Source organism: Gordonia sp. (in: high G+C Gram-positive bacteria), from assembly GCF_047600565.1.
In the GTDB taxonomy this organism is placed as follows: domain Bacteria; phylum Actinomycetota; class Actinomycetes; order Mycobacteriales; family Mycobacteriaceae; genus Gordonia.
Window position 1 is genome coordinate 1,187,247 of sequence record NZ_JASGKN010000001.1, and the last position, 25,999, is coordinate 1,213,245.

At 70.6% G+C, this 25,999-nt stretch carries 25 protein-coding genes; 4 read left to right on the plus strand and 21 right to left on the minus strand.

The features are described from left to right. Positions 1-7: 7 nt before the first annotated feature. The 20 genes from QM774_RS05715 to QM774_RS05810 form a co-directional block, all read right to left on the minus strand. A complete protein-coding gene (locus QM774_RS05715; protein WP_414974958.1) occupies positions 8-820 on the minus strand; it encodes a DivIVA domain-containing protein in 813 nt (270 codons plus the stop codon). A 253-nt stretch (positions 821-1,073) separates the two neighbouring features. After that, positions 1,074-1,379 (minus strand): YggT family protein, encoded by a 306-nt coding sequence (locus QM774_RS05720; RefSeq protein WP_414974959.1) that lies wholly within the window; start codon positions 1,377-1,379, stop codon positions 1,074-1,076. A gap of 46 nt (positions 1,380-1,425) precedes the next feature. Continuing rightward, on the minus strand, positions 1,426-2,082 hold the full coding sequence (locus QM774_RS05725) for a cell division protein SepF (RefSeq protein ID WP_414974960.1): 657 nt from the start codon (positions 2,080-2,082) through the stop codon (positions 1,426-1,428). A gap of 49 nt (positions 2,083-2,131) precedes the next feature. Beyond that, on the minus strand, positions 2,132-2,869 hold the full coding sequence (locus QM774_RS05730) for a YggS family pyridoxal phosphate-dependent enzyme (RefSeq protein WP_414974961.1): 738 nt from the start codon (positions 2,867-2,869) through the stop codon (positions 2,132-2,134). Beyond that, a complete protein-coding gene (gene pgeF / locus QM774_RS05735) occupies positions 2,866-3,603 on the minus strand; it encodes a peptidoglycan editing factor PgeF (RefSeq protein ID WP_414974962.1) in 738 nt (245 codons plus the stop codon). The genes QM774_RS05730 and pgeF overlap by 4 nt, the downstream gene beginning before the upstream one ends. Next, positions 3,603-4,766: a cell division protein FtsZ gene (ftsZ, locus tag QM774_RS05740; RefSeq protein WP_414974963.1), complete on the minus strand. Its 1,164-nt coding sequence runs from the start codon at positions 4,764-4,766 to the stop codon at positions 3,603-3,605. The genes pgeF and ftsZ overlap by 1 nt, the downstream gene beginning before the upstream one ends. A 134-nt stretch (positions 4,767-4,900) precedes the next feature. Beyond that, positions 4,901-5,704 carry a cell division protein FtsQ/DivIB gene (locus QM774_RS05745; protein ID WP_414974964.1) on the minus strand — a complete coding sequence of 268 codons (804 nt, stop codon included), beginning with the start codon at positions 5,702-5,704 and terminating at the stop codon, positions 4,901-4,903. Next, entirely contained in the window at positions 5,701-7,179 is a 1,479-nt protein-coding gene (murC, locus tag QM774_RS05750; RefSeq protein WP_414974965.1) for a UDP-N-acetylmuramate--L-alanine ligase, read from the minus strand. The genes QM774_RS05745 and murC overlap by 4 nt, the downstream gene beginning before the upstream one ends. Further along, positions 7,176-8,303: an undecaprenyldiphospho-muramoylpentapeptide beta-N-acetylglucosaminyltransferase gene (murG, locus tag QM774_RS05755; protein WP_414974966.1), complete on the minus strand. Its 1,128-nt coding sequence runs from the start codon at positions 8,301-8,303 to the stop codon at positions 7,176-7,178. The genes murC and murG overlap by 4 nt, the downstream gene beginning before the upstream one ends. Next, a complete protein-coding gene (gene ftsW, locus QM774_RS05760; RefSeq protein WP_414974967.1) occupies positions 8,300-10,084 on the minus strand; it encodes a putative lipid II flippase FtsW in 1,785 nt (594 codons plus the stop codon). The genes murG and ftsW overlap by 4 nt, the downstream gene beginning before the upstream one ends. Before the next feature lie 2 nt (positions 10,085-10,086). Continuing rightward, positions 10,087-11,610: a UDP-N-acetylmuramoyl-L-alanine--D-glutamate ligase gene (murD, locus tag QM774_RS05765; RefSeq protein ID WP_414974968.1), complete on the minus strand. Its 1,524-nt coding sequence runs from the start codon at positions 11,608-11,610 to the stop codon at positions 10,087-10,089. Next, entirely contained in the window at positions 11,610-12,686 is a 1,077-nt protein-coding gene (gene mraY, locus QM774_RS05770) for a phospho-N-acetylmuramoyl-pentapeptide-transferase (RefSeq protein ID WP_414974969.1), read from the minus strand. The genes murD and mraY overlap by 1 nt, the downstream gene beginning before the upstream one ends. A 97-nt stretch (positions 12,687-12,783) precedes the next feature. After that, positions 12,784-13,278 (minus strand): UDP-N-acetylmuramoyl-tripeptide--D-alanyl-D-alanine ligase, encoded by a 495-nt coding sequence (locus tag QM774_RS05775; protein ID WP_414974970.1) that lies wholly within the window; start codon positions 13,276-13,278, stop codon positions 12,784-12,786. After that, positions 13,272-14,831, minus strand: coding sequence for a UDP-N-acetylmuramoyl-L-alanyl-D-glutamate--2,6-diaminopimelate ligase (locus tag QM774_RS05780; protein ID WP_414974971.1), 1,560 nt, complete (start codon positions 14,829-14,831; stop codon positions 13,272-13,274). Before QM774_RS05780 ends, QM774_RS05775 begins: the two co-directional genes overlap by 7 nt. Before the next feature lie 42 nt (positions 14,832-14,873). After that, a complete protein-coding gene (locus QM774_RS05785) occupies positions 14,874-16,781 on the minus strand; it encodes a peptidoglycan D,D-transpeptidase FtsI family protein (RefSeq protein ID WP_414974972.1) in 1,908 nt (635 codons plus the stop codon). Positions 16,782-16,802: 21 nt separating this feature from the next. Further along, on the minus strand, positions 16,803-17,471 hold the full coding sequence (locus QM774_RS05790) for a hypothetical protein (protein ID WP_414974973.1): 669 nt from the start codon (positions 17,469-17,471) through the stop codon (positions 16,803-16,805). Continuing rightward, entirely contained in the window at positions 17,468-18,448 is a 981-nt protein-coding gene (rsmH, locus tag QM774_RS05795; RefSeq protein ID WP_414976601.1) for a 16S rRNA (cytosine(1402)-N(4))-methyltransferase RsmH, read from the minus strand. The genes QM774_RS05790 and rsmH overlap by 4 nt, the downstream gene beginning before the upstream one ends. Before the next feature lie 209 nt (positions 18,449-18,657). Then, positions 18,658-19,095, minus strand: a complete 438-nt coding sequence (mraZ, locus tag QM774_RS05800; protein WP_414974974.1) for a division/cell wall cluster transcriptional repressor MraZ — start codon at positions 19,093-19,095, stop codon at positions 18,658-18,660. A 397-nt stretch (positions 19,096-19,492) separates the two neighbouring features. Next, positions 19,493-19,897 carry a DUF3040 domain-containing protein gene (locus tag QM774_RS05805; protein ID WP_414974975.1) on the minus strand — a complete coding sequence of 135 codons (405 nt, stop codon included), beginning with the start codon at positions 19,895-19,897 and terminating at the stop codon, positions 19,493-19,495. 55 nt (positions 19,898-19,952) lie between these two features. Next, a complete protein-coding gene (locus QM774_RS05810; RefSeq protein WP_414974976.1) occupies positions 19,953-20,417 on the minus strand; it encodes an SAV_6107 family HEPN domain-containing protein in 465 nt (154 codons plus the stop codon). A gap of 276 nt (positions 20,418-20,693) precedes the next feature. Between QM774_RS05810 and QM774_RS05815 the strand changes: the two genes are divergently transcribed. Next, a complete protein-coding gene (locus QM774_RS05815; protein ID WP_414974977.1) occupies positions 20,694-21,362 on the plus strand; it encodes a GNAT family N-acetyltransferase in 669 nt (222 codons plus the stop codon). 45 nt (positions 21,363-21,407) lie between these two features. After that, positions 21,408-22,229 carry an LppM family (lipo)protein gene (locus QM774_RS05820; protein ID WP_414974978.1) on the plus strand — a complete coding sequence of 274 codons (822 nt, stop codon included), beginning with the start codon at positions 21,408-21,410 and terminating at the stop codon, positions 22,227-22,229. A gap of 6 nt (positions 22,230-22,235) precedes the next feature. On the opposite strand, the gene QM774_RS05825 is transcribed toward QM774_RS05820, so the two are convergent. Beyond that, a complete protein-coding gene (locus QM774_RS05825; RefSeq protein WP_414974979.1) occupies positions 22,236-23,192 on the minus strand; it encodes a methylenetetrahydrofolate reductase in 957 nt (318 codons plus the stop codon). Positions 23,193-23,312: 120 nt separating this feature from the next. On the opposite strand from QM774_RS05825, the gene QM774_RS05830 reads away from it, so the two are divergent. Both QM774_RS05830 and crtI read left to right on the plus strand, forming a co-directional pair. Beyond that, positions 23,313-24,416, plus strand: coding sequence for a polyprenyl synthetase family protein (locus QM774_RS05830; RefSeq protein ID WP_414974980.1), 1,104 nt, complete (start codon positions 23,313-23,315; stop codon positions 24,414-24,416). 1 nt (position 24,417) lies between these two features. Beyond that, complete coding sequence (crtI, locus tag QM774_RS05835; protein ID WP_414974981.1) at positions 24,418-25,935, plus strand: phytoene desaturase family protein; 1,518 nt, start codon at positions 24,418-24,420, stop codon at positions 25,933-25,935. The last annotated feature ends 64 nt before the right edge of the window (positions 25,936-25,999 follow it).

The following is a 25,999-nucleotide window of genomic DNA, read 5'->3' on the forward strand; positions in this document are numbered from 1 at the left end:
TTACGCCTCAGCCCTGCGGGTAGCCGGCCTCCGGCGCGTATGCCTGACCGGCATCGACCGGGGCGGCGCTGCCACGCTGCTGCAGTTCGTCGAGCTGGCTCTCCAGGTAGGCCTTGAGGCGGGTGCGGTACTCGCGCTCGAAGTTCTTGAGCTGCTCGATACGGCCGTCGAGGACCGCACGCTGCTGGTTGACGGTGGCCATGATCTCGCTGTGCTTCTGCTCCGCGTCGCGCTGCAGGAAGTCGGCGCGCTCCTGCGCCTGGCGGACCTGCACCTCGGCGCGGGTCTGCGCGTCGGCGAGCAGGGCCTCCGAACGCTGGTTGGCGTCGTTGACGGTGGCGTCGGCCTGAGCCTGCGCCTCGGCGATCATGGCGTCGCTGCGCTGGCGGGCGTCGGTCAGAAGCGACTCGGCCTCGCTGCGCGCGCTGGCGGTCACACGGTCGGCGGTGTCCTGCGCCAGGCCCAGGATGCGGGCGGCGCGGATGCCGGCGTCTTCGTCGACGTCGCCGGCCGCCGGGGCCACGGGTGCCGGTGCGGGCACCGGAGCGATCGGAGCGGCCATCGTCGGCGCCTCGGGAGCCGCCGGCTGCTGGACGAACGCCTGCGTGCGATCGGATCCCCCGCCCGATCGCGCCTCGGCGAGTTCGCCCTCGAGTTCGTTGCACCGCTGACGCAGGTCGGCGTTCTCGTCGAGCAACCGCGCGAGCTCGGCCTCCACGAAGTCGAGGAACTGATCGACCTCGTCCTCGTTGTACCCCCGCTTACCGATCGGCGGTTTACTGAACGCGACGTTGTGCACATCAGCTGGTGTCAGCCGCATTTCGGTTTCCCCTTTGGTCTTCGAGCGACCCATCGGAACGCCCGGTCGAAATCTGGTCGCAGTTCTATTAATACCAGTAGCACTGCGTAACTAGCGTCTCATCTTGTCACAGCAGGACCAAGTCTCGTTGCGTGCCCGCAGCACGTTCGCGACTGAATCTCCACCTGATTCGGGTATCGATCCGGCGTCGATGCCGCCCTCGACGTGACCTCGGTTACATCGCTGAACTGGTGTGATACGCGTTTCCGCGGCCTCAGAGAGGCGCCAGAGAAGCGGCGCCGCTCAGGGCGAGACGCATTCCGATCGTCACCACGATTAACACCAGAAACAGGGACAAATCCAGTCGCACCGATCCCAGATCGATCGGCTTGAGCACCCGCCGAAGCAGTTTCACCGGCGGATCGGTCAGCGTGAAGATCGTCTCCACGACCACGACCACCGCACCGCGCGGACGCCAGTGCCGGGCGATGGACTGCACGATCTCCAGGACCATCCGGCCGATCAGCAGCAGCCAGTACAGGAAGAGGATCAGATAGACGATCCAGAGGAAATTGCCCACGTCGTCAAGAGTGCCAGTTCCGGCTCAGACCTGTCGATCCGGGCCTTCAGTGCTGTCCGGAGAAACCCGACTCGGCGATGCGGCGGCGATCCTCGGGGGTGACCTCGACACCGGCCGGCGACAGCAGGAACACCTTGGTCGCCACCTTGTCGAAGGAACCGCGCAGCGCGAAGACCAGACCGGCGGCGAAGTCGACCAGGCGCTTGGCCTCGTCGTTGTTCATGTCCACGAGGTCGATGATCACCGGATCGCCCGAGCGGAAACGCTCGCCGATGGTGCGGGCCTCGGCGTAGTCGGCCGGGCGGAGCGTGGTGATGCGGCCGGCGGCCTCCGCCATGATGTCGCCGCGCGACTGCGGAGCGAGCGCGTTGGCGCCGCGGACCGGCATGCCGGCACCGCGCGAGAGCGGTGCGAGGCGCGGTGCGGGCTCGGCCATCGGCGAGCGGCGCAGCGGGCCGGCGTTCTCATCGGGCGCGAAGCGGGTGTCGTCGGCGTAGCCGTCCGCATAACCGTCGTCGGCGTAGTCGTCGTAGTACGGCTCGTCCTGGCCGCCGCGGTAGCGCTCCATGTAGCGGCGCTCGCGGGGATCCATGCCGTCGTGACCCTCCAGGCCGTCGGTCATCGGATCGGCCAGGTAGTCGTCGTCGTACTCGCTCGGAGGCACCATGCCGAAATATGCCTTGAACTTCTGCATCGTCGTCATCGGATTGCCTTCCAAGATCGTCGTGATGGTTCTGCTGTGACCAATGTGACTACGGTGAGGTTATCGGGCGCGGGCCCATGATCGCGGTTCCGACACGCACACAAGTCGATCCGTGTGCGATCGCGGCTTCCAGGTCGCCGGACATGCCGGCCGACAGCTCCGTCGCCTGCGGATGGTGGTCGACGAAGCCCTCACGGATCCGCGCCATGTGCGCCATGTGCGCCTCGGCGTCGCCGTCGAGCGGCGCGATCACCATCAGCCCGTCCAGGCGCAGGTCGTCGTCGAGGTCCGCCACATGACCGGCCAGCCGGTCGAGGCCCTGCTCCGGCACTCCCCCACGATGGATGTCACCGTCGAGACTGACCTGCAGCAGCACGCCGAGCCGATCGGTGCGCGCACCCTCGTCACGGGCACGGCGGGCCCCCGCGGCCAGAGCGTCCGCCAGTTCGGGCGAGTCGACCGAGTGGACGCGGCGGGCCCAGCGGGCCACCGTCCGAGCCTTCTTGCGCTGCACGGACCCGATCATGTCGACCGCGAAGCCGGCCTGCGGACGCTCGGCGCGGACCTCGGCGACCTTCCGGCCGGCCTCCGGTTCACGGTTCTCACCGAACTCGTCGGCACCCAGATCCAGGAGACGCAGCATGTCCTGCGCGGGAAAGAACTTGGTGACCACCAGCAGAGTCACGCTGCCCGCCGGCCGCGCGGCGGCGATCTCGGCCGCGGCCACCCGGTCGCGGGCGGCCGTCAACGACCGCGCGAGCTCGTCGCGGCGCGGATCGTCGCTCATGCCGACGGATCCGCCGCGGCGGTGTCCATCCAGATCACCGACGCGAGCCGGCCGGTCGGTGCACCGCGCCGATGACTGAAGAGATCCTGATCGGTGATCGTGCACCGCGGATCCTGCGCGACCGCGGCCACGCCGGCCTCCAGCAGCTGGCGGGAGATCCCGGCGCGCAGGTCCAGACCGGTCGTGCCCTTCGCCGTGGTGCACGCACTGCCGGGCAGATGCTGCTCGACGTCGCGCTGCATCTCCGGCGGCACCTCGTACTGCTCACCCGACGCGGCCGGACCGAGGAGCGCGCCGATCCGTTCCGGCTTCGCACCGAGGGCGTACATCGCTTCGAGGGTGGCGGGCACGATCCCGATCCGGGCACCGATCCGGCCGGCGTGGACGGCCGCGATCACACCGGCCTCGTCGTCACTGAGCAGCAGCGGAACGCAGTCCGCGGTCACCACCACCAGCGCGAGATCCGGCTGCGTGGTCACCAGAGCGTCGGTCGCGGGAACGGGCGCGTCCACCGGACCGTCGACGACGGTCACGGTGCGGCTGTGGATCTGTTCCATCCACACCATGCGGCCGGGATCCACGCCGAGGTCACGAGCCAGACGGGCCCGGTTCTCAGCGACGGCGGCCGGGTCGTCCCCGACGTGGTCGCCGAGATTGAACGTGTCGTACGGGGCCGTCGAGACGCCTCCCGCCCGGCTGGTCACGGCGCGTCGTACGCGCCACGCGTCGGTCATCACTTCATGAAGTCGGGGACGTCGACCTCGTCGTCGTCGATGCGCACCGAGTTGCGGCGCGGGGTGTCGGCGAACGGGTCACCCGATCGCTGCGCCGCGGACGTCGACGACGCCGAGCCGAACAGCGGATCGTCGCTCGGTGCGGTCGACACCGCACCGGCGGTGCCGGACTCGACCGAACCCAGCGCCTTACCCGCGTCCGAACGCTTGCGCGGCGCTCCGCCCTCGAATCCGGCGGCGATGACGGTGACGCGGACCTCGTCGCCGAGGTTGTCGTCGATCACCGTGCCGAAGATGATGTTGGCGTCCTCGTGAGCCGCCTCCTGCACCTGGCTGGCGGCGTTGTTGATCTCGAACAGGCCCAGGTCGCTGCCGCCGGCGATCGACAGCAGCACGCCCTTGGCGCCCTCCATCGAGGCCTCCAGCAGCGGCGAGTTGATGGCGGCCTCGGCGGCCTTGCGGGCCCGGTCCTCGCCGCGCGCGGCACCGATACCCATCAGGGCGCTGCCGGCATCGCTCATGACGCCCTTGACGTCGGCGAAGTCGACGTTGATGAGGCCCGGGGTGGTGATCAGGTCGGTGATGCCCTGAACGCCGTTGAGGAGCACCTCGTCGGCGCTGCGGAACGCGTCCATCAGGCTGACCTGGGCGTCGCCGAGCTGCAGCAGGCGGTCGTTCGGGATCACGATCAGCGTGTCGCAGGATTCGCGCAGCGCCGCGATACCCTCGTCGGCCTGGCCGCCGCGCCGCTTGCCCTCGAAGGAGAACGGGCGGGTGACCACACCGACGGTCAGCGCACCGAGCTTGCGGGCGATGCTGGCGACCACCGGTGCACCACCGGTGCCGGTGCCGCCGCCCTCGCCGGCGGTCACGAAGACCATGTCGGCGCCCTGCAGCAGGTCCTCGATCTCGTCGCGCGCGTCCTCGGCGGCCTTGCGCCCCACCTCGGGGTTGGCGCCGGCGCCGAGACCGCGGGTCGAGTCGCGGCCGATGTCGAGCTTGACGTCGGCGTCGCTGATCAGCAGCGCCTGCGCATCGGTGTTGATGGCGATGAACTCAACACCCTTCAGACCCTGCTCGATCATCCGGTTGACGGCATTGACGCCGCCGCCGCCGATACCGACGACCTTGATGACGGCCAGGTAGTTGTGGGGTGGCGTCATGGTGCCTTCCTGCGATTCAAACCCTAAAGCTCAACCAAAGGGTTATAGTTATGTCAAGTCGCTGATGTTGCGCATGACGCTATTGACCTGGTGGCCGCGGGGCCAGGAGGCGCGCCGAAGGACACGCGAATTGATCAGCTGACGGACGGATAGTCGGGGCTGGACACGTTGTAGGTCCTCCCCTGCAGCGTGAGCAGATGCTGCAACGCCTCCGCCTTGTCCGCATCGCGCTGATCGTCGCCCCACACCGCGGTGCGGTTCTTGGTCAGCTGCAGCTTCACGTCCGCCGGCGACGATGCGGACACCGAGACCACGATCCGGCTCAGCCAGTCCGGCAGATCCCCCACCACCGTCAGGGCGGCCCGCGTCGTCGGGTCCTTGGGCCCCGGCGTCGGCACCGACAGCGTCGGCAACGCGTCGAAGACCTTGCCGGCCGGACCCGCCTTCAGCGCGTCCCGATTGTCGAACTCGCGGTAGACGACGCCGATCCGGTCCATCACACCCAGCCGCCCGTCGCCGAGATCGAGCAGCGCGGTCGGCCGGCGTTCGGTGACGGTGATCGCCAGGCCCGACGGATAGTGGCGGTCCACCCGCACCGATTCGACCGCCGGAATGGCGGCGACCCGGCCGGCCACCGCCGCGGTGTGCACCTGCAGGAGGGGCGTGCCCTCGGCGACGTCCGCGCGCGCGAGCACCTCCTCGCGCGGCACGGTGGTGTTGCCGGTGACGTCGATGTTGCGGACCGCCATGATCGGTGACAGATAGGCGGCGGCCACCAGCCCGCCGATCGCGGCCAGGACCAGAACGATCCCGGTGATCCGCAGCCAGCGACGGCCGCGACGGGGCCGGTCGTCACGCCGGGCCGCCGCTGCGGCTCGACGCGCACTCTGCGAGTGCGCCGGCTCCGGCTCGGCGCCGCGTCGCCGGGAGCGACTCACCGGTCCAGCGCGTCCAGGATCGGCGGCGCCTGCATGGTGATGTCACCGGCGCCGATGGTCAGCACGATGTCGCCGCTGCGGGCGCGGTCCGCGACGGCCGCGGGGATGTCCGAGACGCTGGGGACGAACACCGCGGGAGCGGTCACGGCATCGGAGATGAGTTTGCCGGTCACCCCGGGCTCGGGATCCTCCCGGGCGCCGTACACGTCGGCGACGACCACCTCGTCCGCGAGGCTCAGCGCCTCGGCGAACTCGGGGGCGAACTCGGCGGTGCGCGAGTACAGGTGCGGCTGGAAGACGGCGATCACGCGGCGCGAACCGCCCTCGGTCATCGTGCGTGCCGCGGTCAGCACTGCCCGTACCTCGGTCGGATGGTGCGCGTAGTCGTCGTAGACCCGCACGCCCCCGGCTTCGCCGCGGAACTCGAAACGCCGGTGGACACCGCCGAAGCTCTCCACTCCCTCGACGAGGTCGTCGAGACCGGTGTCCGGCACCACCGCGGCGCACCCGACCAGCGCACCGAGCGCGTTGAGCGCCATGTGCCGGCCCGGCAGCGTGACGGTGAGGGTCCGGGTCTGTTCGGGATCGGACAGCGGCGGCGACAGGGTGACGGTGGCGCGCCCACCGGTGCCGACCGACGTCAGATCGGTCAGCTCGGCCACGAGCGGAACGCCCGGCGCGAGGCCGGCGTGCGCACCGGTGCCGTAGCCCAGGACCGACACCCCGCGTGCCGACAGGTCGGCGTGGCGTCGTCCGGCCAGCGCCGCGGCGCCCGGATCGTCGAGGCACACCACCAGCGTGCCGCCCTCGGTGAGCAGTTCCGCGAAGTCGTCGAAGACCTTGACGTAGGCCTCCTCGGAACCGAAGAAGTCCAGGTGGTCGGCCTCGATGTTGGTCACGACGATCACGTCGGGCCGGTATTCGAGCAACGAGCCGTCGCTCTCGTCGGCCTCGGCGACGAACACCTCGCCGCTGCCGTGATGCGCATTGGTGCCGGACTCGTTGAGCTCTCCACCGATCGCGAACGACGGGTCGGCGCCGCAGTGCTGCAGGGCGACGACCGCCATCGACGTCGTGGACGTCTTGCCGTGCGTGCCGGTGATCAGAAGGGTGCGGTAGCCCTCCATCAGCTGGGCGAGCACATGCGGCCGGTACAGGATCGGGATGCCTCGTTCGCGGGCCTCCACGAGTTCCGGATTGTCCTTCGGGATGGCCGCGTGCGTGGTCACCACGACGGTCGGTCCGCCCTCGAGCAGGTCGAGCGCCGACGGGTCGTGCCCGACCCGGACGGTGGCGCCGCGGGCGCTCAACGCCTTGACGCCCTGGCTCTCGCGGGCATCCGATCCGGAGACCTGGCCGCCCCGCGACAGCAGGATGCGCGCCAGACCGGACATGCCGGCGCCGCCGATGCCCACCATGTGGACGCGGGCGAGCTCGGGCGGCAACGGACGGTCGACGTCGTGCGGGGCGGTCATCGGCGCGCCTTCCGGTGGGCGGTGGCCAGCTCGACGGCGGCGCCGGCGACCTCGTCGGCCGCCTCCCGGTAGCCGATGCCGGCGCAGGCCGCGGACATCGCCTGCAGGCGGGCGGGGTCCGAGAGGAGCGCGGGCACCTCACGGGAGATCCAGTCGGCGGTCATGTCGGCATTGTCGACGATCAGCGCTCCCCCCGCCTGCTCGACGGGCAGTGCGTTGAGGCGCTGTTCGCCGTTGCCGTGCGGCAGCGGCACGTAGACGGCCGGCAGGCCGGACGCGGTGATCTCGGCCACCGTCATCGCGCCGGAGCGGCAGATCACCAGGTCGGCGGCGGCGTACGCGAGGTCCATGCGGTCGATGTACGGGACGCCGACGTACGGCGGAGCCCCCGCCGGAGACGTCGGGTCGATGGTGTTCTTGGCGCCGTAGGCGTGCAGCACGCCGATCCCGGCCTCGCCGAGAGCGCCGGCGGCACCGGTCACGGCCTCGTTGAGCTGCTGAGCGCCCTGCGAGCCGCCGAAGACCAGCAGTGTCGGGGCCTCGGGGTCGAGACCGAAGAAGGCACGGGCCTCGGCGCGGGTGGCCGCCCGGTCGAGGGTGGCGATGGAACCGCGGACCGGGATGCCGACGACCTGTGCTCCGGGCAGACCGCAGTCGGGCACGGCCGACATGACGCGATCGGCGAAGCGGGCACCGATCTTGTTGGCGATGCCGGCGCTGGCGTTGGCCTCGTGGATCACCACCGGGATGCGCTTGCCGGCCGCCAGGTAGGCCGGCAGGGCCACATAGCCGCCGAAACCGACCACCACGTCGGCGTCGACCTTCTTCAAGACCTTGCGCGTGGCCGCCACCGACGTGCTGAGCCGGTACGGCGTCTTGACCAGGTCGGCGTTCACGTTCCGCGGCAGCGGTGCGGGCGGAATGAGCTCGAGGTCGTAGCCGCGGGCCGGAACGAGCGTGGTCTCCAGGCCGCGCTCGGTGCCCAGAGCGGTCACACGGGCGTCGGGGACGAGTCGCCGGACGGCGTCGGCCACGGCCAGAGCCGGTTCGACGTGCCCGGCGGTGCCGCCGCCGGCGACCACGATCGACAGGCCGTCACCGGCCGACGGGGTATTGCTGCTCACCGGTGCCTGTACTCCGTTCGCCTCGGCGAGCCGGGCATCTGATTTCGGGTGCTCGCCCGTCTACGAGCGTAGTGGATCTCGTCGGAGCGCTGGGCGTCGGTGCGGGTGCCTCGCGCGCGCGGGTTCGCGGCGCGCAGCGGGGGCAGAGACCGGGCGGGAGCCGGCGCCGGGGCGCGGCGGGTACGCGGGCGTCCTCCCGCGGGTGCGCGTTCGGGGCTCCGGGCCGGGGCGCGCCCGGCGGCGGTGCGACGACGCTCCAGCCGGTCACCGGCGACGTCGACGGCCCGCGGGCGGTACGGCGTCGGGGCCGGCAGCTTGAGCAGCCGGGCCAGGCCGCGCGGGCGGGTGCCGGCCAGTGCGGCGACCGCCTGCGGTTCGTGCCGGGCCGCGTTGGCCATCAGCCCCAGCATCATCAGCATCGTGACCATCGATGTGCCGCCCTGGGACAGCAATGGCAGCTGGATACCGGTCACCGGCAGGATGCCGACCACGTAGCCGACGTTGATGAACATCTGCGTGGTGATCAGGACGGTGATGGTCGCGGTGAGCAGACGCAGGAACGGGTCGGTGGACCGGCGTGCGATCCGCATGCCGACGTAGGCCAGCAGCAGGAACAGGCCCACCGTCGAGAGGGCACCGATCAGGCCGAGCTCTTCGCCGATGATCGCGAAGATGAAGTCGTTGTGCGCGTTGGGCAGATAGTTCCACTTCGCGGTACTGCGGCCGAGTCCGACGCCGAAGACTCCGCCGTTGGCGAGCGCGTACTTGGCCTGCATGGCCTGGAAGTCGCGGCCGAGGGGGTCGTCGGATCCGCCGAGGAAGCTCATCACGCGGGCCGCGCGGTACTGCGCCGAGAACGCCAGCACCACGGCGGCGGCGAGGCCGCTGGCCACGAAGCCGGCGAACACCGGGCCGGGCAGGCCCGCGAACCACAGCAGCGCCCCGGCGATGATCGCCATGATCATGGTGGTCGACTGGTTGGGCTCCAGGATCAGGAGCACGCACAGGAGCATCGTGACCGGCACCAGCGGCAGCAGCAGCTCCTTACCCCAGCTGCTCACCGTGCGGCGCGTGGACAGGACGTGCGCACCCCAAATGCAGAGCGCGAGTTTGGCGATGTCGGACGGCTGGATCGAGATGCCGGCGATGTCGAACCAGCGCCGGCCGCCGCCGCGCTCCTCGCCGATTCCCGGAATCAGGACCATCACGAGGAGAGCCACGCTGATGATCACGCCCATCAGAGCGAACCGGCGGTAGAAGCGGATCGGCAGGCGCAGGGCCAGATAGAACATGATCCAGCCGAGGACGGCGAAGAACAGCTGCTGGAAGAAGGCACCGTAGGCCGAGTGCTGCTCGGCGAAGCCTTCGACCGACGAGGCCGACAGCACCATGATCAGGCCGAAGACGGTCAGGATCACCGCGATCGAGACCACCATGTGGAACGACGTCAACGGACGCGCGGAGAGGTTCGCGACACCGTCCCGGGCGGTGGTCACCCAGCCCTTGACGTCGATCTTCGGCATGGTGAAGTGCAGACTCGGCGTGGCGGATGCGGGACGTGCCGCCGCCGGACGGCGGCGGGTGCGCCGGGGCGCGGGGTCCGCGACGTCCTCCTCCGCGACGTCCTCCACGACGTCCTCGGCGTCATCGGAATCGTCGGCGTCGTGTTCGCCCTCGGACTCGGCCTCGTCGAGGACGTCCTCCTCGTCGGGGTCCGGGGTGTCGTACTCGTCGGCGTCGACCGGGGTGACGTCGTCGTCGACGGTGTCGTCGTCACGCATCGTCAGCCCTCCGAGGAGGCGGCCAGCTGCTGCGCGGCGGCGGCGAACGAATCGCCCCGCGCGCCGTAGCCGGCGAACATGTCCAGCGAGGCGGCGGCCGGTGCCAGCAGGACCGCGTCGGGTCCGGACCGGTCGGCCTGCGCCAGTGCCCAGGCACTGGCGACCGCCTGCGACATGACGGCGTCGGCTGCACTGGCACCCGATGCCGGAAGAACCTGCACCCCGTCGGTCCGCTGAATATTCACGGCACCATCGTCCCCTGTGAATACTGTGACGGCTGGGACTTGTGGGGCGTGTCGCGCAAGAGATTCGACGATCAGGTCCCGATCCTGGCCGATGGCGACCACGCCGGCCAGCCGATCGGCGCTGGCACGCACCAGATCGTCGACCGGGGCGCCCTTCAGCAGACCGCCGGCGATCAGCACCACGCGACGGTGTCCGTCGATCGCGGCCTGCGCCGCGTGCGGATTGGTGGCCTTGGAATCGTCGATGAAGTCGACGCCGCCGACCGTGGCGACGGTCTGACCGCGATGCGCTGCCGGCGCGAATCCGCTCAGGCCCGCGTCGATCGCGGCGGCCGGGACGCCGATCGCCCGGCACAGTGCGGCCGCGGCCAGCGCGTCGGAGCGCCCCGACGGTCCGGCGGGCCGGATCCGGTCGGCGCGCACCAGGGTGAGCGGCTGCGGATCGGTGCGCACCGCACCGTCGTCGGCGAAGGCCGCATCCACCAGCAGACCGTCACTCCCCTGCCCGGCGATACCGAGCTGGCCCGCGGTCGGCGCCGACAGGGTGAAGCCGACCCGCCGCGACTCCGGGCCGGCCGGCAGCGAGCCGGCGACCTCGTCGTCGAGCCCGACGATCGCGACGTCGCCACGCAGAACCTGCGCCTTGGCGTCACGGTAGGCGGCGAACGATCCGTGCCAGTCGAGGTGATCGGCGGCCACGTTGAGCACCACGCCGGCCCGGGGACGGACCGACGGCGCCCAGTGCAGCTGGAACGACGACATCTCGACGGCCAGCACGTCGGCCCGCGGCTGGGCGTACAGGGCGTCGAGAACCGTCAGGCCGATGTTGCCGCAGGCGAGCACGCTGATCCCGGCCGCGTCCAGGATCGCCTCGGTCATCGAGGTGGTGGTGGTCTTGCCGTTGGTGCCGGTGATCACCAGCCAGGTCCGCGGCGCACCGGTCCGTCCGGCCTGATCGAGACGCCAGGCCAGTTCCACATCGCCCCAGATCGGGATCCCGGCGGCCGCGGCCGCGGTCAGGAACGGATTGTGCGGCGCGAAGCCCGGCGAGGTGACCACCAGGTCGACGCCGGCGAAGTCCGTGTCCGCGGCGTAGCGCTCGGGACCCACCCCGGCGACGCCGTGCAGTTCGGCGGGCGCATCGGTGAACCGGGTGTCGACGAGGATCGGTTCAGCACCCTGGTCGCGCAGGACGCGCACCGCCGAGGCTCCGGTGGAGCCGGCGCCGGCCACCAGGACCCGGGCACCGTCCAGCGCGAGGGCATCGGCGTCGTCGCGCATCAGCCCGCCTGGGAGACGAACTCGCCGTAGAAGAGTCCGAGGCCGAGGGCACAGGAGATGGCGGTCAGCAGCCAGAAGCGGATGATGACCGTGGTCTCCTTCCAGCCGCCCAGCTCGAAGTGGTGGTGGATGGGTGCCATCCGGAACAGACGTTTGCCGGACGTCCGGAACACCGCGATCTGCATGACCACCGAGATGAACTCGACGAAGAACAGGGCGCCGATCACGATCATCAGCAGTTCGGTCTTGGTGGTGATCGACAGACCGGCCACCAGGCCGCCGAGCGCGAGCGAACCGGTGTCGCCCATGAAGATCTTGGCCGGTGCGGCGTTCCACCAGAGGAACCCGAGGCAGGCGGCGGCGGCGACCATGGCGACGATGGCCAGATCGTGCGGATCACGCACCTGGTAGCAGCCGGCCGACGGCTTCGGGTCGCAGGCGTTGCGGTACTGCCAGGTGGTGATCAGCACGTAGCTGCCCATCACCATGGCTGCCGAACCCGCGGCCAGACCGTCCAGGCCGTCGGTGAAGTTGACCGCGTTGGACCAGCCGGCCACCACGATCCAGCAGAAGATGACGAAGCCGACCGAGGTGAGCGACACCGCGTCGATGTCGCGCACGTAGGACAGGTGATCGCTGGCCGGAGTCAGGTCGGCGCCGTTGCGGAAGCCGAGCAGCAGAACACCGAAGATGATGGCGGCCACGAACTGGCCCACCGACTTGGCGGTCTTGTTCAGGCCGAGGTTGCGCTGCTTGTGGACCTTGATGAAGTCGTCGAGGAAGCCCACGATGCCCAGCGCGGTGGCCAGGCCGAGGACCAGCAGTCCGGAGGCGGTCGGACCGCCGTCGCCGCGGATCGCGCTGTAGACGTACGAACCGAGATAGCCGGCCCACATCGCCACCAGGATCGCGACGCCCCCCATCGACGGGGTGCCGCGCTTGGCCTTGTGGCTCTCCGGTCCCTCTTCGCGGATCTCCTGGCCGAATCCCTGCTGGGAGAACACCCGGATCAGGACCGGCGTCAGCAGAATCGACACCGCCAGCGAGATCGCTCCGGCGATCAGGATCTGAGTCACTGCTTGAGCCCTTCATCGTCTCGGTCGCGCGGAACCCGACATTCATGACGCGCTGACCGGTTAGAGACTTTAGCGGGTCGCTCCACGATCCTGCTCATCACGCACCGTCCACGACGTCCAGGGACTGCTCGTCCCGCCAGTGGCGCAGCAACGACGGAGCGAGTCCGTCACCCCCGGCGACCAGCACGACGTCGCCGTCTCGGGGTGCGGCGTCGGAGCCCGCCGCGGCGGCGACACGCGCGAGGTACTCGTCCACCGATCCGGCGAACTCGGCCTCGTCGCCCCAGGAACCCTCCATGACGGCGCCCTGGTGCAACGCCCGCACCGGCCGGCCGCCGCCGACCGCGACCACCTGGTCGATGGCCAGCCGGACGGCCTGCCGGCCGAGGAGATCGTGTTCCACGCACCTGGCGTTCTCGTCGTCGCCCCCGCCGGCGAGTTCACCGAAGATCGCCCAGGTGCGTGCGCCGGTGTCCCCGTCGCGGTGCATGCTGCCGGCTCCGGCGTCGGCGGCCGCGGAGGCCATGACGCGCAGAAGCCGGCGGGCGTCGTCGACGGTGGCCCCGTCGGGTGCGGCGACCACGGTCAGCACTCGGGGCTCCCGATGCGGGCGACGATCGCATCGCCGAGTACGTCGCGGTCGTCGAACGGATGCTCGACGCCGGCGATCTCCTGGCCCGTCTCGTGGCCCTTGCCGGCGATCAGCACCACGTCGCCGCTGCCGGCCCATGCCACGGCGGCGGCGATCGCGGCGGCACGATCGCCGATCTCACGGACGTCGGTGGCCCGCCGGTCGGCAGCGGTCACCGAGGTGGCACCGTTGAGGACGGCGGCGCGGATGGCGGCCGGGTCCTCGCTGCGCGGATTGTCGTCGGTCACGATCACCAGGTCGGCGCCCTTGACGGCCGCACGCCCCATCAGAGCGCGCTTCTCGGTGTCGCGGTCGCCGCCCGCGCCGAGCACGACGGCGATGGAGCCGTCCGTCTGGCCGGACAGGGTGGCCAGCACGGCCTCCACGGCGGCCGGCTTGTGCGCGTAGTCGACGACGGCGAGGAAGTCCTGGCCGCGGTCCACCTTCTCCAGGCGACCGGGCACCGCGACGAGTGCGAGACCGCCGGCCGCCGTATCGGCCGGAACCCCGGCCGCGGCTGCCAGTCCGACGGCCAGCACCGCGTTGGCGACGTTGTAGGCGCCGGGCAGCGGCACGGTGAGGGTGTGGTGCACACCGTCCGGGCCGGTCACCTCGACGGTGGTCGAACCGGCATCCGCCGCGAGCTGCCGGCTGACCGACCAGTCGCCGGCGCCGGTGGTCGACACCGTCTGGGTGGGTTCGCCGCCCGCCCGCGCCCGTTCGGCCATGGCGGCGCCCCAGTCGTCGTCGACACAGATGACGGCCGCGGCCGCCCGCACCGGCGATCCCGCACCGAACAGCCGGGCCTTGGCGTCGAAGTAGTCGTCCATCGTGTGGTGGAAGTCCAGATGGTCCTGCGACAGATTGGTGAAGCCGCCCACCGCGAACCGGGTGCCGTCGACGCGACCCAGCTCGAGCGCGTGGCTGGAGACCTCCATGACGACGGTGTCGACGCCCCGCTCGACCATCACCGCGAACAGACGCTGCAGGTCCGGGGCTTCGGGGGTGGTCAGCGAGCTCGGCACGCGCACACCGTCGATCCGGATCTCCACGGTCCCGACCAGACCCACCACCCGGCCGGCGGCACGCAGCGCGGCCTCGGTCAGGTAGGCGGTGGTGGTCTTGCCGGAGGTGCCCGTGATGCCGATCAGGGTCAACGTCTGCGACGGGTCACCGTAGATCCGCGACGACATCGCCCCCAGCACACTGCGCGGACGTTCGTGCACGATCACCGGCACGGTCAGCCCGGCGGACTGCACCTGTTCGAGGCCGGCCGGATCGGTGAGGACGGCGACGGCACCGGCCGCGACCGCATCGGCGGCGAATCGGGCGCCGTGCACGCGGCTGCCCGGCAGGGCGGCGAACAGGTCGCCGGCCGCAGCGTCCTGGGCACGCAGGGTCGCACCGGTCACCTCACGGTCGTCGCCGACCAGGTGGGCGCCGGCCTCGGAGGCCAGCTGCGCGATCCGGGCTCCGGCGGGCCGCTCGGGCCGCACGATCGAATCCTGCGCCACTACGTGTCGCCTTTCTGTCCGGGACGGGGTCGACACCCGAGCTTATTGCTCCAGACGCAGACGCGGCGCGGGGGTCGCCGAGAACGGGACCTGCTCGTGCTGCAGCAGCCAGGAGCCGACGGTGCTGAACAGCGGCGCCGCCGACTGTCCGCCCGAACCGTCCGAACTGCGCACCGGGTTGTCCATCATGATGCCGACGACGAAGCGCGGGTCATCCGCCGGAGCGATGCCGGCGAAGGTGATGTTGTAGCTCGACTTGGAGTAGCAGTTGCAGTTCGGATCGACCTGCTGGGCGGTACCGGTCTTGCCGGACGTCTGATAGCCGGCGATGGCGCCCTTGGCGCCCGTGCCGTTCTGGATGCCCATCGGATCGTCCTGCATGACGGCGCGGAACATGTTGCGGACCGTGGTCGCGGTCTCCGGGCTCACCACCTGCACGGGCTGGGGTGCGGAGAATCCGGCCGCCGTCTCACCGGTGATCGGCTTGAGGATGCGCGGCGGCACCCGCAGACCGTTGTTGGCGATCGCCTGGTACATCGACGTCATCTGCAGCAGCGTCATCGACAGACCCTGGCCGATCGGCAGGTTGGCGAACGAGCCGCCCGACCACTGGCTCAGCGCGGGCACGTCGCCGGCGCTCTCGCCGGGCAGGCCGACGTCGGTGCGCGTGCCGAGACCGAACCGGGTCAGCATGTCCGCGAAACGCTGTTCGCCGACCTTCTGGGCCAGCATCAGGGTTCCGACGTTCGACGACTTACCGAAGATTCCGGTGGTCGTGTACGGCATGACGCCGTGCTCCCACGCATCCTTGACCGTGATGCCGGCCATGTTGATCTGGCCGGGCACCTGGTGGACCTCGTCGGGGGTGGTGAGGTGGTTCTCGATGGCCGCGGACGCGGTCACCACCTTGTTCACCGAGCCCGGCTCGAACGGCGAGGTGACCGCCGGATTGCCGGTGACCGCGTTCTTCTGCTCGGACAGCGGCAGCGAGGCGTTGAAGGTGTTGTCGTTCGCCATCGCGAGGACCTCACCGGTCTTGGCGTCCAGCACCACCGCCGACACCGACTTGGCACCCGAACGCTTCTTGGCCTCGTTGACCTGCGACTGGACGAACCACTGGACGTCGCTGTCGAGGGTCAGCTGCACCGTCTTGCCGTCGATCGCCGGGTGCACGTTGCGCTTGCTGCCCGGGATCACCGCGCCGTCCGAGCCGCGGTCGAAGGTCTCGGTGCCGTTCATGCCGGCGAGGATCGGGTCGAGCGACGATTCGAGGCCGTTGGCGCCGTTCCCGTCGATGTTGACGTTGCCGACGACGTTGGCGGCCAGCGACCCGCCCGGGTAGACGCGGATGGACTCGGGGTCGGCACCGACCTCCGGATACTCCTCGCGGATGGCCCGTGCGGTCTCCGGTGTGACCTCGCGGGCCAGGTACTGGAAGGTCTCGTCGGACTTCAGCTTCTGCAGCAGGTCGTCGGCGCTGATCGAGCCGCCCAGCTGCTGCGAGACGCCGGTGGCGATCTGCTGGAGGCGGGTGTCGACGTCCGGGAGCGCCGGGTTCTGCTGGTGTTCCTCGGCGATGGACTTGCGGACCGCCTTGGGCAGGAACGTCAGCGACCGTGCTTCACCGGTGTACGCGAGCGGATGGCCGTTGCGGTCCAGGATCGACCCGCGCTTCGCATACAGCGTGACGACGTCCTCACGCTGCTGTGCGGCCTGCGCGGAGAGGTTCGGGGCGTCGATGACGTTGACGTAGACCAGCCGCCCGGCGACCGCGAGCGCGACGATGATCGCGAGCAGTGCCAGCAGTCGCTGACGGCCGACGAAGCGGCCTTCGGGGAGCCCACCGATCGGGGCCCCCGACCGCGCACCCGAGGTGGGCGGCGGCGGGACCGAACCCGATCGCTGTGTTCCCCGCGTGCCGGCCGGCCGGGGAGGCGTACGCAATGCCATGAGGACTGATTCTCCCGTGCGTCAGCGCGCCCGGGCCGCATTGCGGTCCGGCGTGGCGGCAGACGACGGCAGGACATTCGGTGCCGGCGCGTCCGACGGAGCCGCCGTCGCCGGGGCCGGGGTGTCGTGGTCGGCGGCGGGAGCGGTCGTCGGGGCCGGGCTCCCGTCGAGCCCGGTCGAGTCGTCGACCTTGCTGGCGTCGACGTCGGCGACCGGGTCGGGTTCGGGGTTCAGCGAGCCGAGCGCCTTGCCCTGGGCGGGCGTGAGCTCGCCTTTCAGATGTGATTTGCCGTCGGCGCCCACCACCAGATGAGCGGCGCCCTCCATCGGCACCATGCCGAGTTTGGCGGCCGCGTCGGCGAGTTCGGGTGACGAGGCGCCCATGTCGGCGGTCTTCTTCAGTTCGTCACGCTTGTCGGTGAGCAGCTGGTTCTCTCGCCGAACCGATTCGAGGGAGTAGGAGTCCTGCGCGGCCTTGGTCGACAGGTAGAGGGTGAGACCGAGTGCCGCGATCACCATGAACAGGATCGGCACGATGAACGGGATGCGGCGCAGGCTGGTCCACATCCCGGCCGGCGTGGCCGGGGTCTGCGGCACGGCACGGCGCCGGGACGGGCGCGGTGCCGGGTGCGAGGCGGTGCGGGTGGTCCGGGTTCCGGTCGAGGCCGGGCGATCGGCAAGGAGGGTCATCGCCGCGTCCTCTCTGTGTCGTGGTGGTCGGTGGTGGGCTGTTCGGGTGCGATCCGCTCGATCGCGCGGATCCGCACCGGCGCCGATCGCGGGTTCAGTTCGCGTTGCCGGGCATCCGCCTGCTCCGCACCCCTGGTGACCAGCGAGAATCGTGCCGCGGTTCCGGGAAGGTCCATCGGGAGTCCGGCCGGTGTCGTGTTGCGTACGGCCTGCGCGAAGTCGCGTTTGACGATGCGGTCTTCGAGCGACTGGTAACTCATCACGGCGAGCCGGCCACCCACGGTGAGGAGCTCCAGGGACGCCGGCACGACGGCGCGCAGCGAGTCCAGTTCGCGGTTCACCTCGATCCGGAGTGCCTGGAAGGTCCGCTTGGCGGGGTGTCCCCCGGTTCGCCGGGTGGCGGCCGGGATGGTGGCGTAGAGCAGTTCGACGAGCCGGCCGCTGGTGGTGAACGGTTCGATCTCGCGCTCCCGGACCACCGCTGAGGCGATCTTGCCGGCGAACCGCTCTTCGCCGTATTCGCTGAGGATGCGGGCCAGGGCGCCGTGGTCGTAGGTGTTGAGCACGTCGGCGGCGGTCATCCCCTCCTGGGAGTCCATCCGCATGTCCAGGGGCGCGTCGACCGCGTAGGCGAAGCCGCGTTCGGGCTGATCGAGCTGCATCGACGAGACACCGAGGTCGAGGAGCACGCCGTCGACACCGGTCAGGCCGGCGGTCTCGGCGACCTCGGCGATCTGGTCGTAGCGGGCGTGGTGAAGGTGCACGCGGTCGCCGAAGGGGGCCAGTCGCTCCCGGGAGAGTTCAAGGGCGTTCTCGTCCCGGTCGATGCCGTGCAGTTGCAGGCCGGGCAGTCGCTGCAGGAAGTACTCGGCGTGTCCACCGGCTCCCAGGGTGCCGTCGATGAGGACCGCGCCGGCGGCGTTGGGGTCGTGCCGGGTCAGTGCCGGCTCGAGGAGCTCGAACATCCGCTCGGCCATGACCGGGATATGCGGGGCGTTCGACTGGTCACCGGAGTCGGACACTGTCACCACCCTGCTGGTCTTGACTGCGGAGGATTCGGGGGTGAAGAACCGGTCTGCGGTGAGGCGGGGTCCCCGCCCGATACGCACCTGGCGTTGGGGAAGTACGTCAGGGTCGATCGGGCCGAGGCCTCGTCTCACCGCAGCGGACCAGTTCTTCACTTCTGTCAGAGGACGTCGTCCAGGGCGGCCGAACCGGCCTCCGCGAGCGAGTCCTCGTACTCGTTCTGGTACGCCTCCCAGCGGGCGGCGCCCCAGATCTCCAAATGGTCGTACTGCCCGATGACCACGCATTCCTTGGTGAGCTCCGCCCAGGAGCGGAGATCCGTCGAGAGGTTCACCCGGCCCTGGCCGTCGAGCTTCTGCTCGTCGGCGTTCGCCAGCTTCATGCGGACGAAGGCGCGGGTGGCGGGATTGTTCCGGGAGGCCTGCGAGAGCTTCCCGGCGATGACGTCCCACTCCTCCGACGGGTACACCGACAGGCTGTGATCGAGTTCTTTGCTGACCACGACCCCTCCTGACAGTGCCTCGCGGAACTTGGCGGGCAACGTGAGTCGCCCCTTGTCATCGAGCTTCGGTGAGTAGGTGCCGACGAATCCCCCCATGTCGCCACCTCCTTGCCGAACCGGTGTGGAGATCTCCGGATGACCTCCTCGCCGATGTCAGTCAGATTACCCCACTTTCCACCACTTTCCACCCCTAGTTCCCCACTTCCCCACACCTGTGACATATCTATGCAGGTCAAAGGCCATCTGTCCGGGGCGATTCTCAGGAAATCCACGTCCGAAACCCTCGCGTGTCGGTGGATTGATCTGTGATTTCAGGCGATTAAAGAGGCTAATGAGCTTGTTGATCCCCAGAGGTGGGGCAAAGTGGGTGAAAAAGGTGGGGCGAGGTGGGGAACGCACGAAAACGGGGTCGTGGTCTCCCTGTGGAGACCACGACCCCGTGTCAGGTCAGTGGGCCGGCCGGCCCGTCAGCGGGCGGCGGCAGAGAAAACGGTCAGCGGCCGTCCTGATCGAACCGGCGATTGAACCGGTCCTCCATGCGCGCGCTGAACGAGCCTCGCGACGAACCGCGCGCGTGCGCGCGGGCACGCTCGGACTTCTCGGCCGGTGCCGAGCCGGTACGCGGACCGATCAGCAGGAGCAGGCCACCGGCGAACATCACCAGGAAGCCGATCAGGCTGAGGATCTTGAAGTCGCCGACCTGGATGTCGACCATCAGGCCGCCGATCAGCAGGGCGAGGCCGACGACCATGAGGAGCGCCGCCTGCCAGCGGCGGCGCCCACCCGGGCGCGCGGTCCGCTGCTTCTTACTGACAGTGGACGCGAATTTCGGGTCCTCGGCGTACAGCGCACTCTCGATCTCGTCGAGCATTCGCTGTTCATGCTCCGAAAGCGGCACCGCGCCCTCCTTCACCGTCTGGATGCGGACCGCCTGTCCGGCGCATCCGCTCCCTTCATGATACGAGCAGATCGGCCCGGCGACCACCATTACCTTCACGACCCTGCTCATAGGCGAGCAGAGTCTCGTCGGCGGCGTCCAGGAACTCCACGGCGCGACGCTCCACCCGGGCGCACAGGGTGTCGTCGACGTGGCGGACCAGGCCGGTCTCCACCCGCTCCCGCATCTGGGACAGCCCACCGAAGTAGTCGGCCAGTTCCGAGTACTGCGGAGCCACCGCCCGGATCCGGCTCCAGGCGTCCCGCGCGTCGCGGCGCCGGCGGACCGGTCGCGGCGGCTCGTACACCGCGAGCACGGCGCCGGCAGCGCGGATCGCCGCCAGATAGAAGATGCGGAACCGCTCCGCACCGTCGTCCTCGATGCCGGCCGCCTCGTCGAACAGCAGCTCCGCCCGCTCGAGCAGATCCCGGCTCCGGTGCACCACCTGCGGGTCGAGGTTCGTCGTCTCCGAACGCGCCATGTCCGCGTCCACCTCCGTTTCGGGGTCGTCCTTGATTCCCCGACAACGTCTCACGCGGCTACGACAATTCCGTTCGGCCGGGTCCGTTCGGCCAGGCCCGAACCCCGGCGGGCCGGCCGGCGTCTTCCCCACCGGCCGGCCCGGGTATCGAACTGACGTTCGATACCGCTCAGCGTAGCGCCGCATCGCGCCCGACGGCAAACGACGCCTCCGGCGCCGTATAGGCTCGTCGAACGCCGAGAACGAACGCCCACGACCGCGACCGGGGAGGAGCCGATGTCCGTCCGACTCGTGTCCCTGCCCGCCGCGGATGCGCACATCTGGCTGGATCCGGCCGTCTACACCTACGTGACCGCCATGAACTATCCCCGCGGCACCGAACACACCCGGGCGGCGCTGTGGCGCGACCACATCCGCCGTCCCGGCTGGTCGGCGGTCGCGGCGATCAGCAGCGCCTCGGCGATGGACGTGCTGCGTCCCGCCTACAGCCGTCTCCACGTCCACGCTCCGTGGGCGCCCGGCGACCGCGATGTGCTGGTGGGCGTCGCCTACGGCTACACCGGCCGGCCGGACCAGTGGTGGAACCGCCAGCTGCGCAACGGGCTCCGGCAGGCCGGCCGCACGCCGGCGCAGATCGCGGCCGTCGCCGACGACTACTTCGAACTGACCGAGCTGCACGTGCACCCGATGGCGCAGGGCCGCGGTATCGGCGAGGCGCTGCTGACACGGCTGCTCGCCGGCCGGCCCGAGTCCGCTGTCCTGCTGTCGACGCCCGAGGTTCCCGGCGAGGAGAACCGCGCCTGGTCGCTGTACCGCCGGCTCGGTTTCGTCGACGTCCTGCGCGACTACGGTTTCGCCGGGGATCCCCGGCCGTTCGCCTTCCTCGGCCGTCGGCTGCCGTTGTCGGCCTCCCCCGTTCCGCGGCAGAGTCCGCTCACCCGCTGACGCGCCTGCCCCGATTCTCCGCGCGGGTCTGGCACGATGTGGAACGTGCCATCGATCTCTCCCCGTCCGGCCGGACGCCCGTCGCGCCGTATCCCGGCGTGGGTGGCCGTCGCGCTGCTCGCCCTGGTGCCGCTGCTCGCCGGCTGCACCAAGTCGGTGAACGTGGGCGATCAGTTCTCCGGCTTCGTGGTGGTGGCCGCCAGCCCCGATGCGGGCACGACCCCGACCTTCGACGTCCCGGCGTCGATGAGCGGATCGGTGCAGGTGACCCCGTACCCCGCCGCCAACGGTTCGGACGGCGACCAGACCGGGCAGAACAACGGCCAGGACACGAAGTCCCCGTCGTCGGGCAAGACCGGCTCGCGCCTGACCTTCACCGATCTGACCGCCGGCCAGTTCTCCCAGCTCGGCGACATCGTCTCCACCGCGCTCGACTCGGGGGCCACGGTCGATCTGACCGCCAACCGCAGCGGCGACATCGTGCGCCTGCGCGGCGGTGCGGCCCTGGCCGGGCTGAACGCCGCCACCTACTACATCTCGATCAACGTCGACTTCACCGGACCGGTCGTCTCGTCGAACGGCAATCCGGCCGGCGACGACTCGGTGTCGTGGAATCCCGAGCCCGGTCAGAACGTGCAGTTCATCGCCGACGCGAAGTATCCGGACCCGGCGACTGCGGCCATGCCCAGCTGGACCACGTTCGTGGTGCTGCTCTGCGGTCTGATCATCGCGGCCGTCGCCTGGCTGGCCTACCGCTTCCGTGACACCTCGTCACCGCGCTACGTTCCGCCGAAGCCGGAATCGGCGCCGTCCGGTCCGGGCGGCGAGACGGCGACCGGGAAGCCGGAGACCGAACCGGCCTCCTGACTCCCGTCAGGCCGGGGTGAGCGCGCCCCGCGTATCGATGCCCAGCCGCTCCAGCACCTCGCTGGTGGCACGGGCGAAGTTGAGGCTGCAGAAGTGCAGGCACGGGGCGCCCTCGGCGATCAGCCGCTCGGACATCTCGGTGCACAGATCGATACCGACCTCGCGCACCGCGGCCCGATCCTCCTCGGGACCGTCGCCGGCCGCCCGCGCCAGCCGTTCCTCGACGTCGGCGGGAAGCGCACTGCCGGACAGCTGCACCATGCGCCGCACGCTGGCGAGCGAGGTGATCGGCATCAGGCCCGGGATCAGCGGCTTGGCGCCCTGCTCGGGATCGGCGGCGACCACCCGGTCACGCAGCCGCAGGTAGTCCTCGACGTCGAAGAAGATCTGGCTGACCGAGTACTCGGCGCCGGCCCGCAGCTTGCGCACCAGGTTGCCGGTGTCGGCGGCCAGGTTCGGCGCCCGATGGTGTCCCTCCGGGAAGGAGGCGACGCCGACGTGGAACTCTCCCAGCGAATCGATCAGTTCGACGAGTTCGGAGGCGTAACGCAGACCGTCGGGATGCTCCACCCACTCACCCAGCGGATCGCCGGGCGGGTCGCCGCGCAGCGCCAGGATGTTGGTGATGCCCTCGGCCGCGTACGCGCCGATCAGGCCGCGCAGTTCGGCGATGCTGTGGTTGACCGCGGTCAGGTGAGCCACCGTCGTCAGGGTCGTGGTGGTGGCCAGTTCTCCGGCGATCCGGGTGGTGCGCTCCCGGGTGGACCCGCCGGCGCCGTAGGTCAGCGACACGAAGGCCGGGTTCATCCGCTCGAAGGTGCGCACCGCATGCCACAGCCGGGCCTCGTCGTCGGAGGTCTTGGGCGGCATGAACTCCACGGAGAACGGCACGGGGCCGCTGTGCGGGGCGGCCAGCCGCTGCACGACAGACGACTGCCGGCCGGGGTTCTCGGTTGCACTCACGCGCCCGATCATACGGGCGCACCCCGCGACCGGCCGAGTCGGAGACGGGGTTTTGTGCAGCGACGGCGACCGATTTGACCGCTGCCGGGAATCGCTACCCACCCCGGTAGGCTGGCGATCGTGCTGAGTCTGCAGGAGGTGCCGGGAGCCGTCGACGACGTGCTCACCGCGTTCTTCGCCGGCACCGCTCCCACCCTGAACGCCATCTATCCGACGGTCGGCGATGCCGGCGACGTCGTGCAGGACTTCGTGCTGGGCGGCGGCAAACGGATCCGGCCGCTCTTCGTGCACACCGGGTGGCGCTGCGGGGTCACCGAGAGTCCGGCACCGTCGGCGCCGGGCGCCACCGAGGACGAGACCCTGCGCGTCTGCGCGGCGATCGAGCTCATCCAGGCGTGCGCCCTGATCCACGACGACATCCTGGACCGGTCGGACACGCGCCGGGGCCGCCCCACCGTGCATCGGGTGTTCGAGGCGCGGCACGGGGAGGCCGGCTGGTCCGGTGACGCCGCGCATCATGGAACGTCGGTGGCGATCCTCGCCGGCGACCTCGCTCTGGCCTGGGCGGACGACCTCGTCCACGGCTACACCCCGGCACCGGAGGCCGGTCCCGATCCACGTCCCCTGTCGCCGCGCGTCGGCCGTCTCTGGTCCCGAATGCGCACCGAGGTGCTGGGGGGTCAGCTGCTCGACATCACCAACGAGGTGTCCGGTGACGAGTCGATCACCGCCGCCTACCGGGTGATGGAGTACAAGACCGCCGCCTACACCGTGGCGCGCCCGCTGGAACTCGGTGCCGCCCTCGCCGGGGCGTCACCCGGACTCGGCGCCGCCCTCCGCGTGATCGGCACCGATCTCGGTCTCGCCTTCCAGTTGCGCGACGACGTCCTGGGCGCGTTCGGCGATCCGGCGGAGACCGGCAAACCGTCCGGCGACGATCTGGTCGCCGGTAAGCGGACCGTGCTGATCGCGCAGGCGCTGGAGGCCACCGATACCGCGCAGGCCGACGTGCTGCGGTCGCTGCTGGGCCACGCTCTGTCCGCCGATGAGCTGGCGGCCGCGCGCGGGATCGTCACCGGATCCGGTGCGCTCGCCGCGGTGGAGACCCAGATCGACACCCTGCTGAGGTCGGCTCTGGACGGCATCGCGGCCCTTCCCGTCGATGCCGCCGCCCGCGACGATCTGACCGCCCTGGCCCACCGCATCTCCCACCGGCAGACCTGACATGACCGCCGCACCGCATATCGCCGTCGTCGGCGCCGGTCTGTCCGGGCTGGCGGCGGCCGCCCGCCTGCGTGGGCGCGGCTACGAGGTGACCGTCTTCGAATCCGGCTCGGCACCCGGCGGACTGGTCCGCACCGAGACGATCGACGGTCACCGCTTCGACACCGGCGCCACCGTGCTCACCATGCCCGGGCTGATCGTGGACGCTCTCGGCGCGCTCGGACTGTCCGCCGACGATGCCCGCGAGCGGCTGGCGTTGCGCCCGATCGATCCGGGCTACGTCATGAACTACGCCGACGGGTCGTCACTGGCCTTTCCGCACGATCCGGACGCGATCCCCGACGCCGTCGCCGCCGCGTTCGGCCCGGCGGCCGGCCGCGGCACGCGCGACCTGCTCGACTGGCTGCGGCAGGTGTACGACGCCGAGTTCGACGTCTTCATCGACCGCAACTACCGCGGCCTGCGCGACCTCGCCGCGGCACCCACCCGCCGCTCCGCCGCCGCACTGCTGCGGCTCGGCACCCTCGGCGGACTGACCGGTGCGGTGTCCCGGTTCGTCGACGACGAACGCGTCCAGCGCGCGTTCACGTTCCAGGCCCTCTATGCGGGCGTCCCCCCGGAGCGGGCGCGGGCGATCTACGCGATCATCGCCGACATGGATCTGGGTCGTGGACTGTCGTACCCGGCGGGCGGCATGGGCCGGATCGGCCGGGTGCTGGCCGACGCGGTGACCGACGCGGGCGTGACCGTCGCCTACGACACCCCCGTCACCGCGATCGACACCGCGGGCCGCCGCGCGACCGGTGTGCGCGCCGCAGGCCGGACGATGGCGGCCGATGCGGTCGTCGTGACCACCGAACGCGACCGGGCGGCGCAGCTGCTGGGCGCTCGGTCCCGGCGGCGTCTGCGCTATTCGCCGAGCGCCGTCGTCGTCCACGGGGTGATCGATCCCGCCGTCGCCGGCCGCTGGCGGTCCGGGCACCACACGCTCGACTTCGGTGCCGCCTGGAGGCAGACCTTCGCCGAACTGACCCGGCGCCCCGGCAGGCGGATGACCGACGGCTCGTACCTCCTCACCCGCGCCGCGCTCAGTGATCCGGAAACCTTCGTCACCGGCGGCCTGGAATCGGTGTCGGTGCTCGCCCCCACCCCCAATCTGGCGACCGCGCCGATCGACTGGGACACCGAGACCGACGCCTACACCGGCGAGGTCCTGACCACCCTCGCCGGTCGCGGCTATCCCGGCCTCGACGGCATGCGGGTGCTGCGGGTCGACACCCCGGCCACCTGGCTTCGCGACGGACTGCCGGCCGGCACCCCGTTCTCGGCCGCCCACACCCTGAGCCAGACCGGTCCTCTGCGCACCGCCAACGTCTGGCCCGGCCTGGACAACCTGTTCCTGGCGGGGAGCGCCACCGTGCCCGGCGTCGGGATCCCGCCGGTCCTGATCTCCGGGAAGCTGGCCGCCGAGCGTGTCATCGAGCGGCTCCCGGCGCCGCGGCGGGAGCCGGTCCGATGAACCGCCTCCACGTCGACGGACTCACCGACCGATTCCGGGCCACGCCTCTCGGCGACCCGGACGT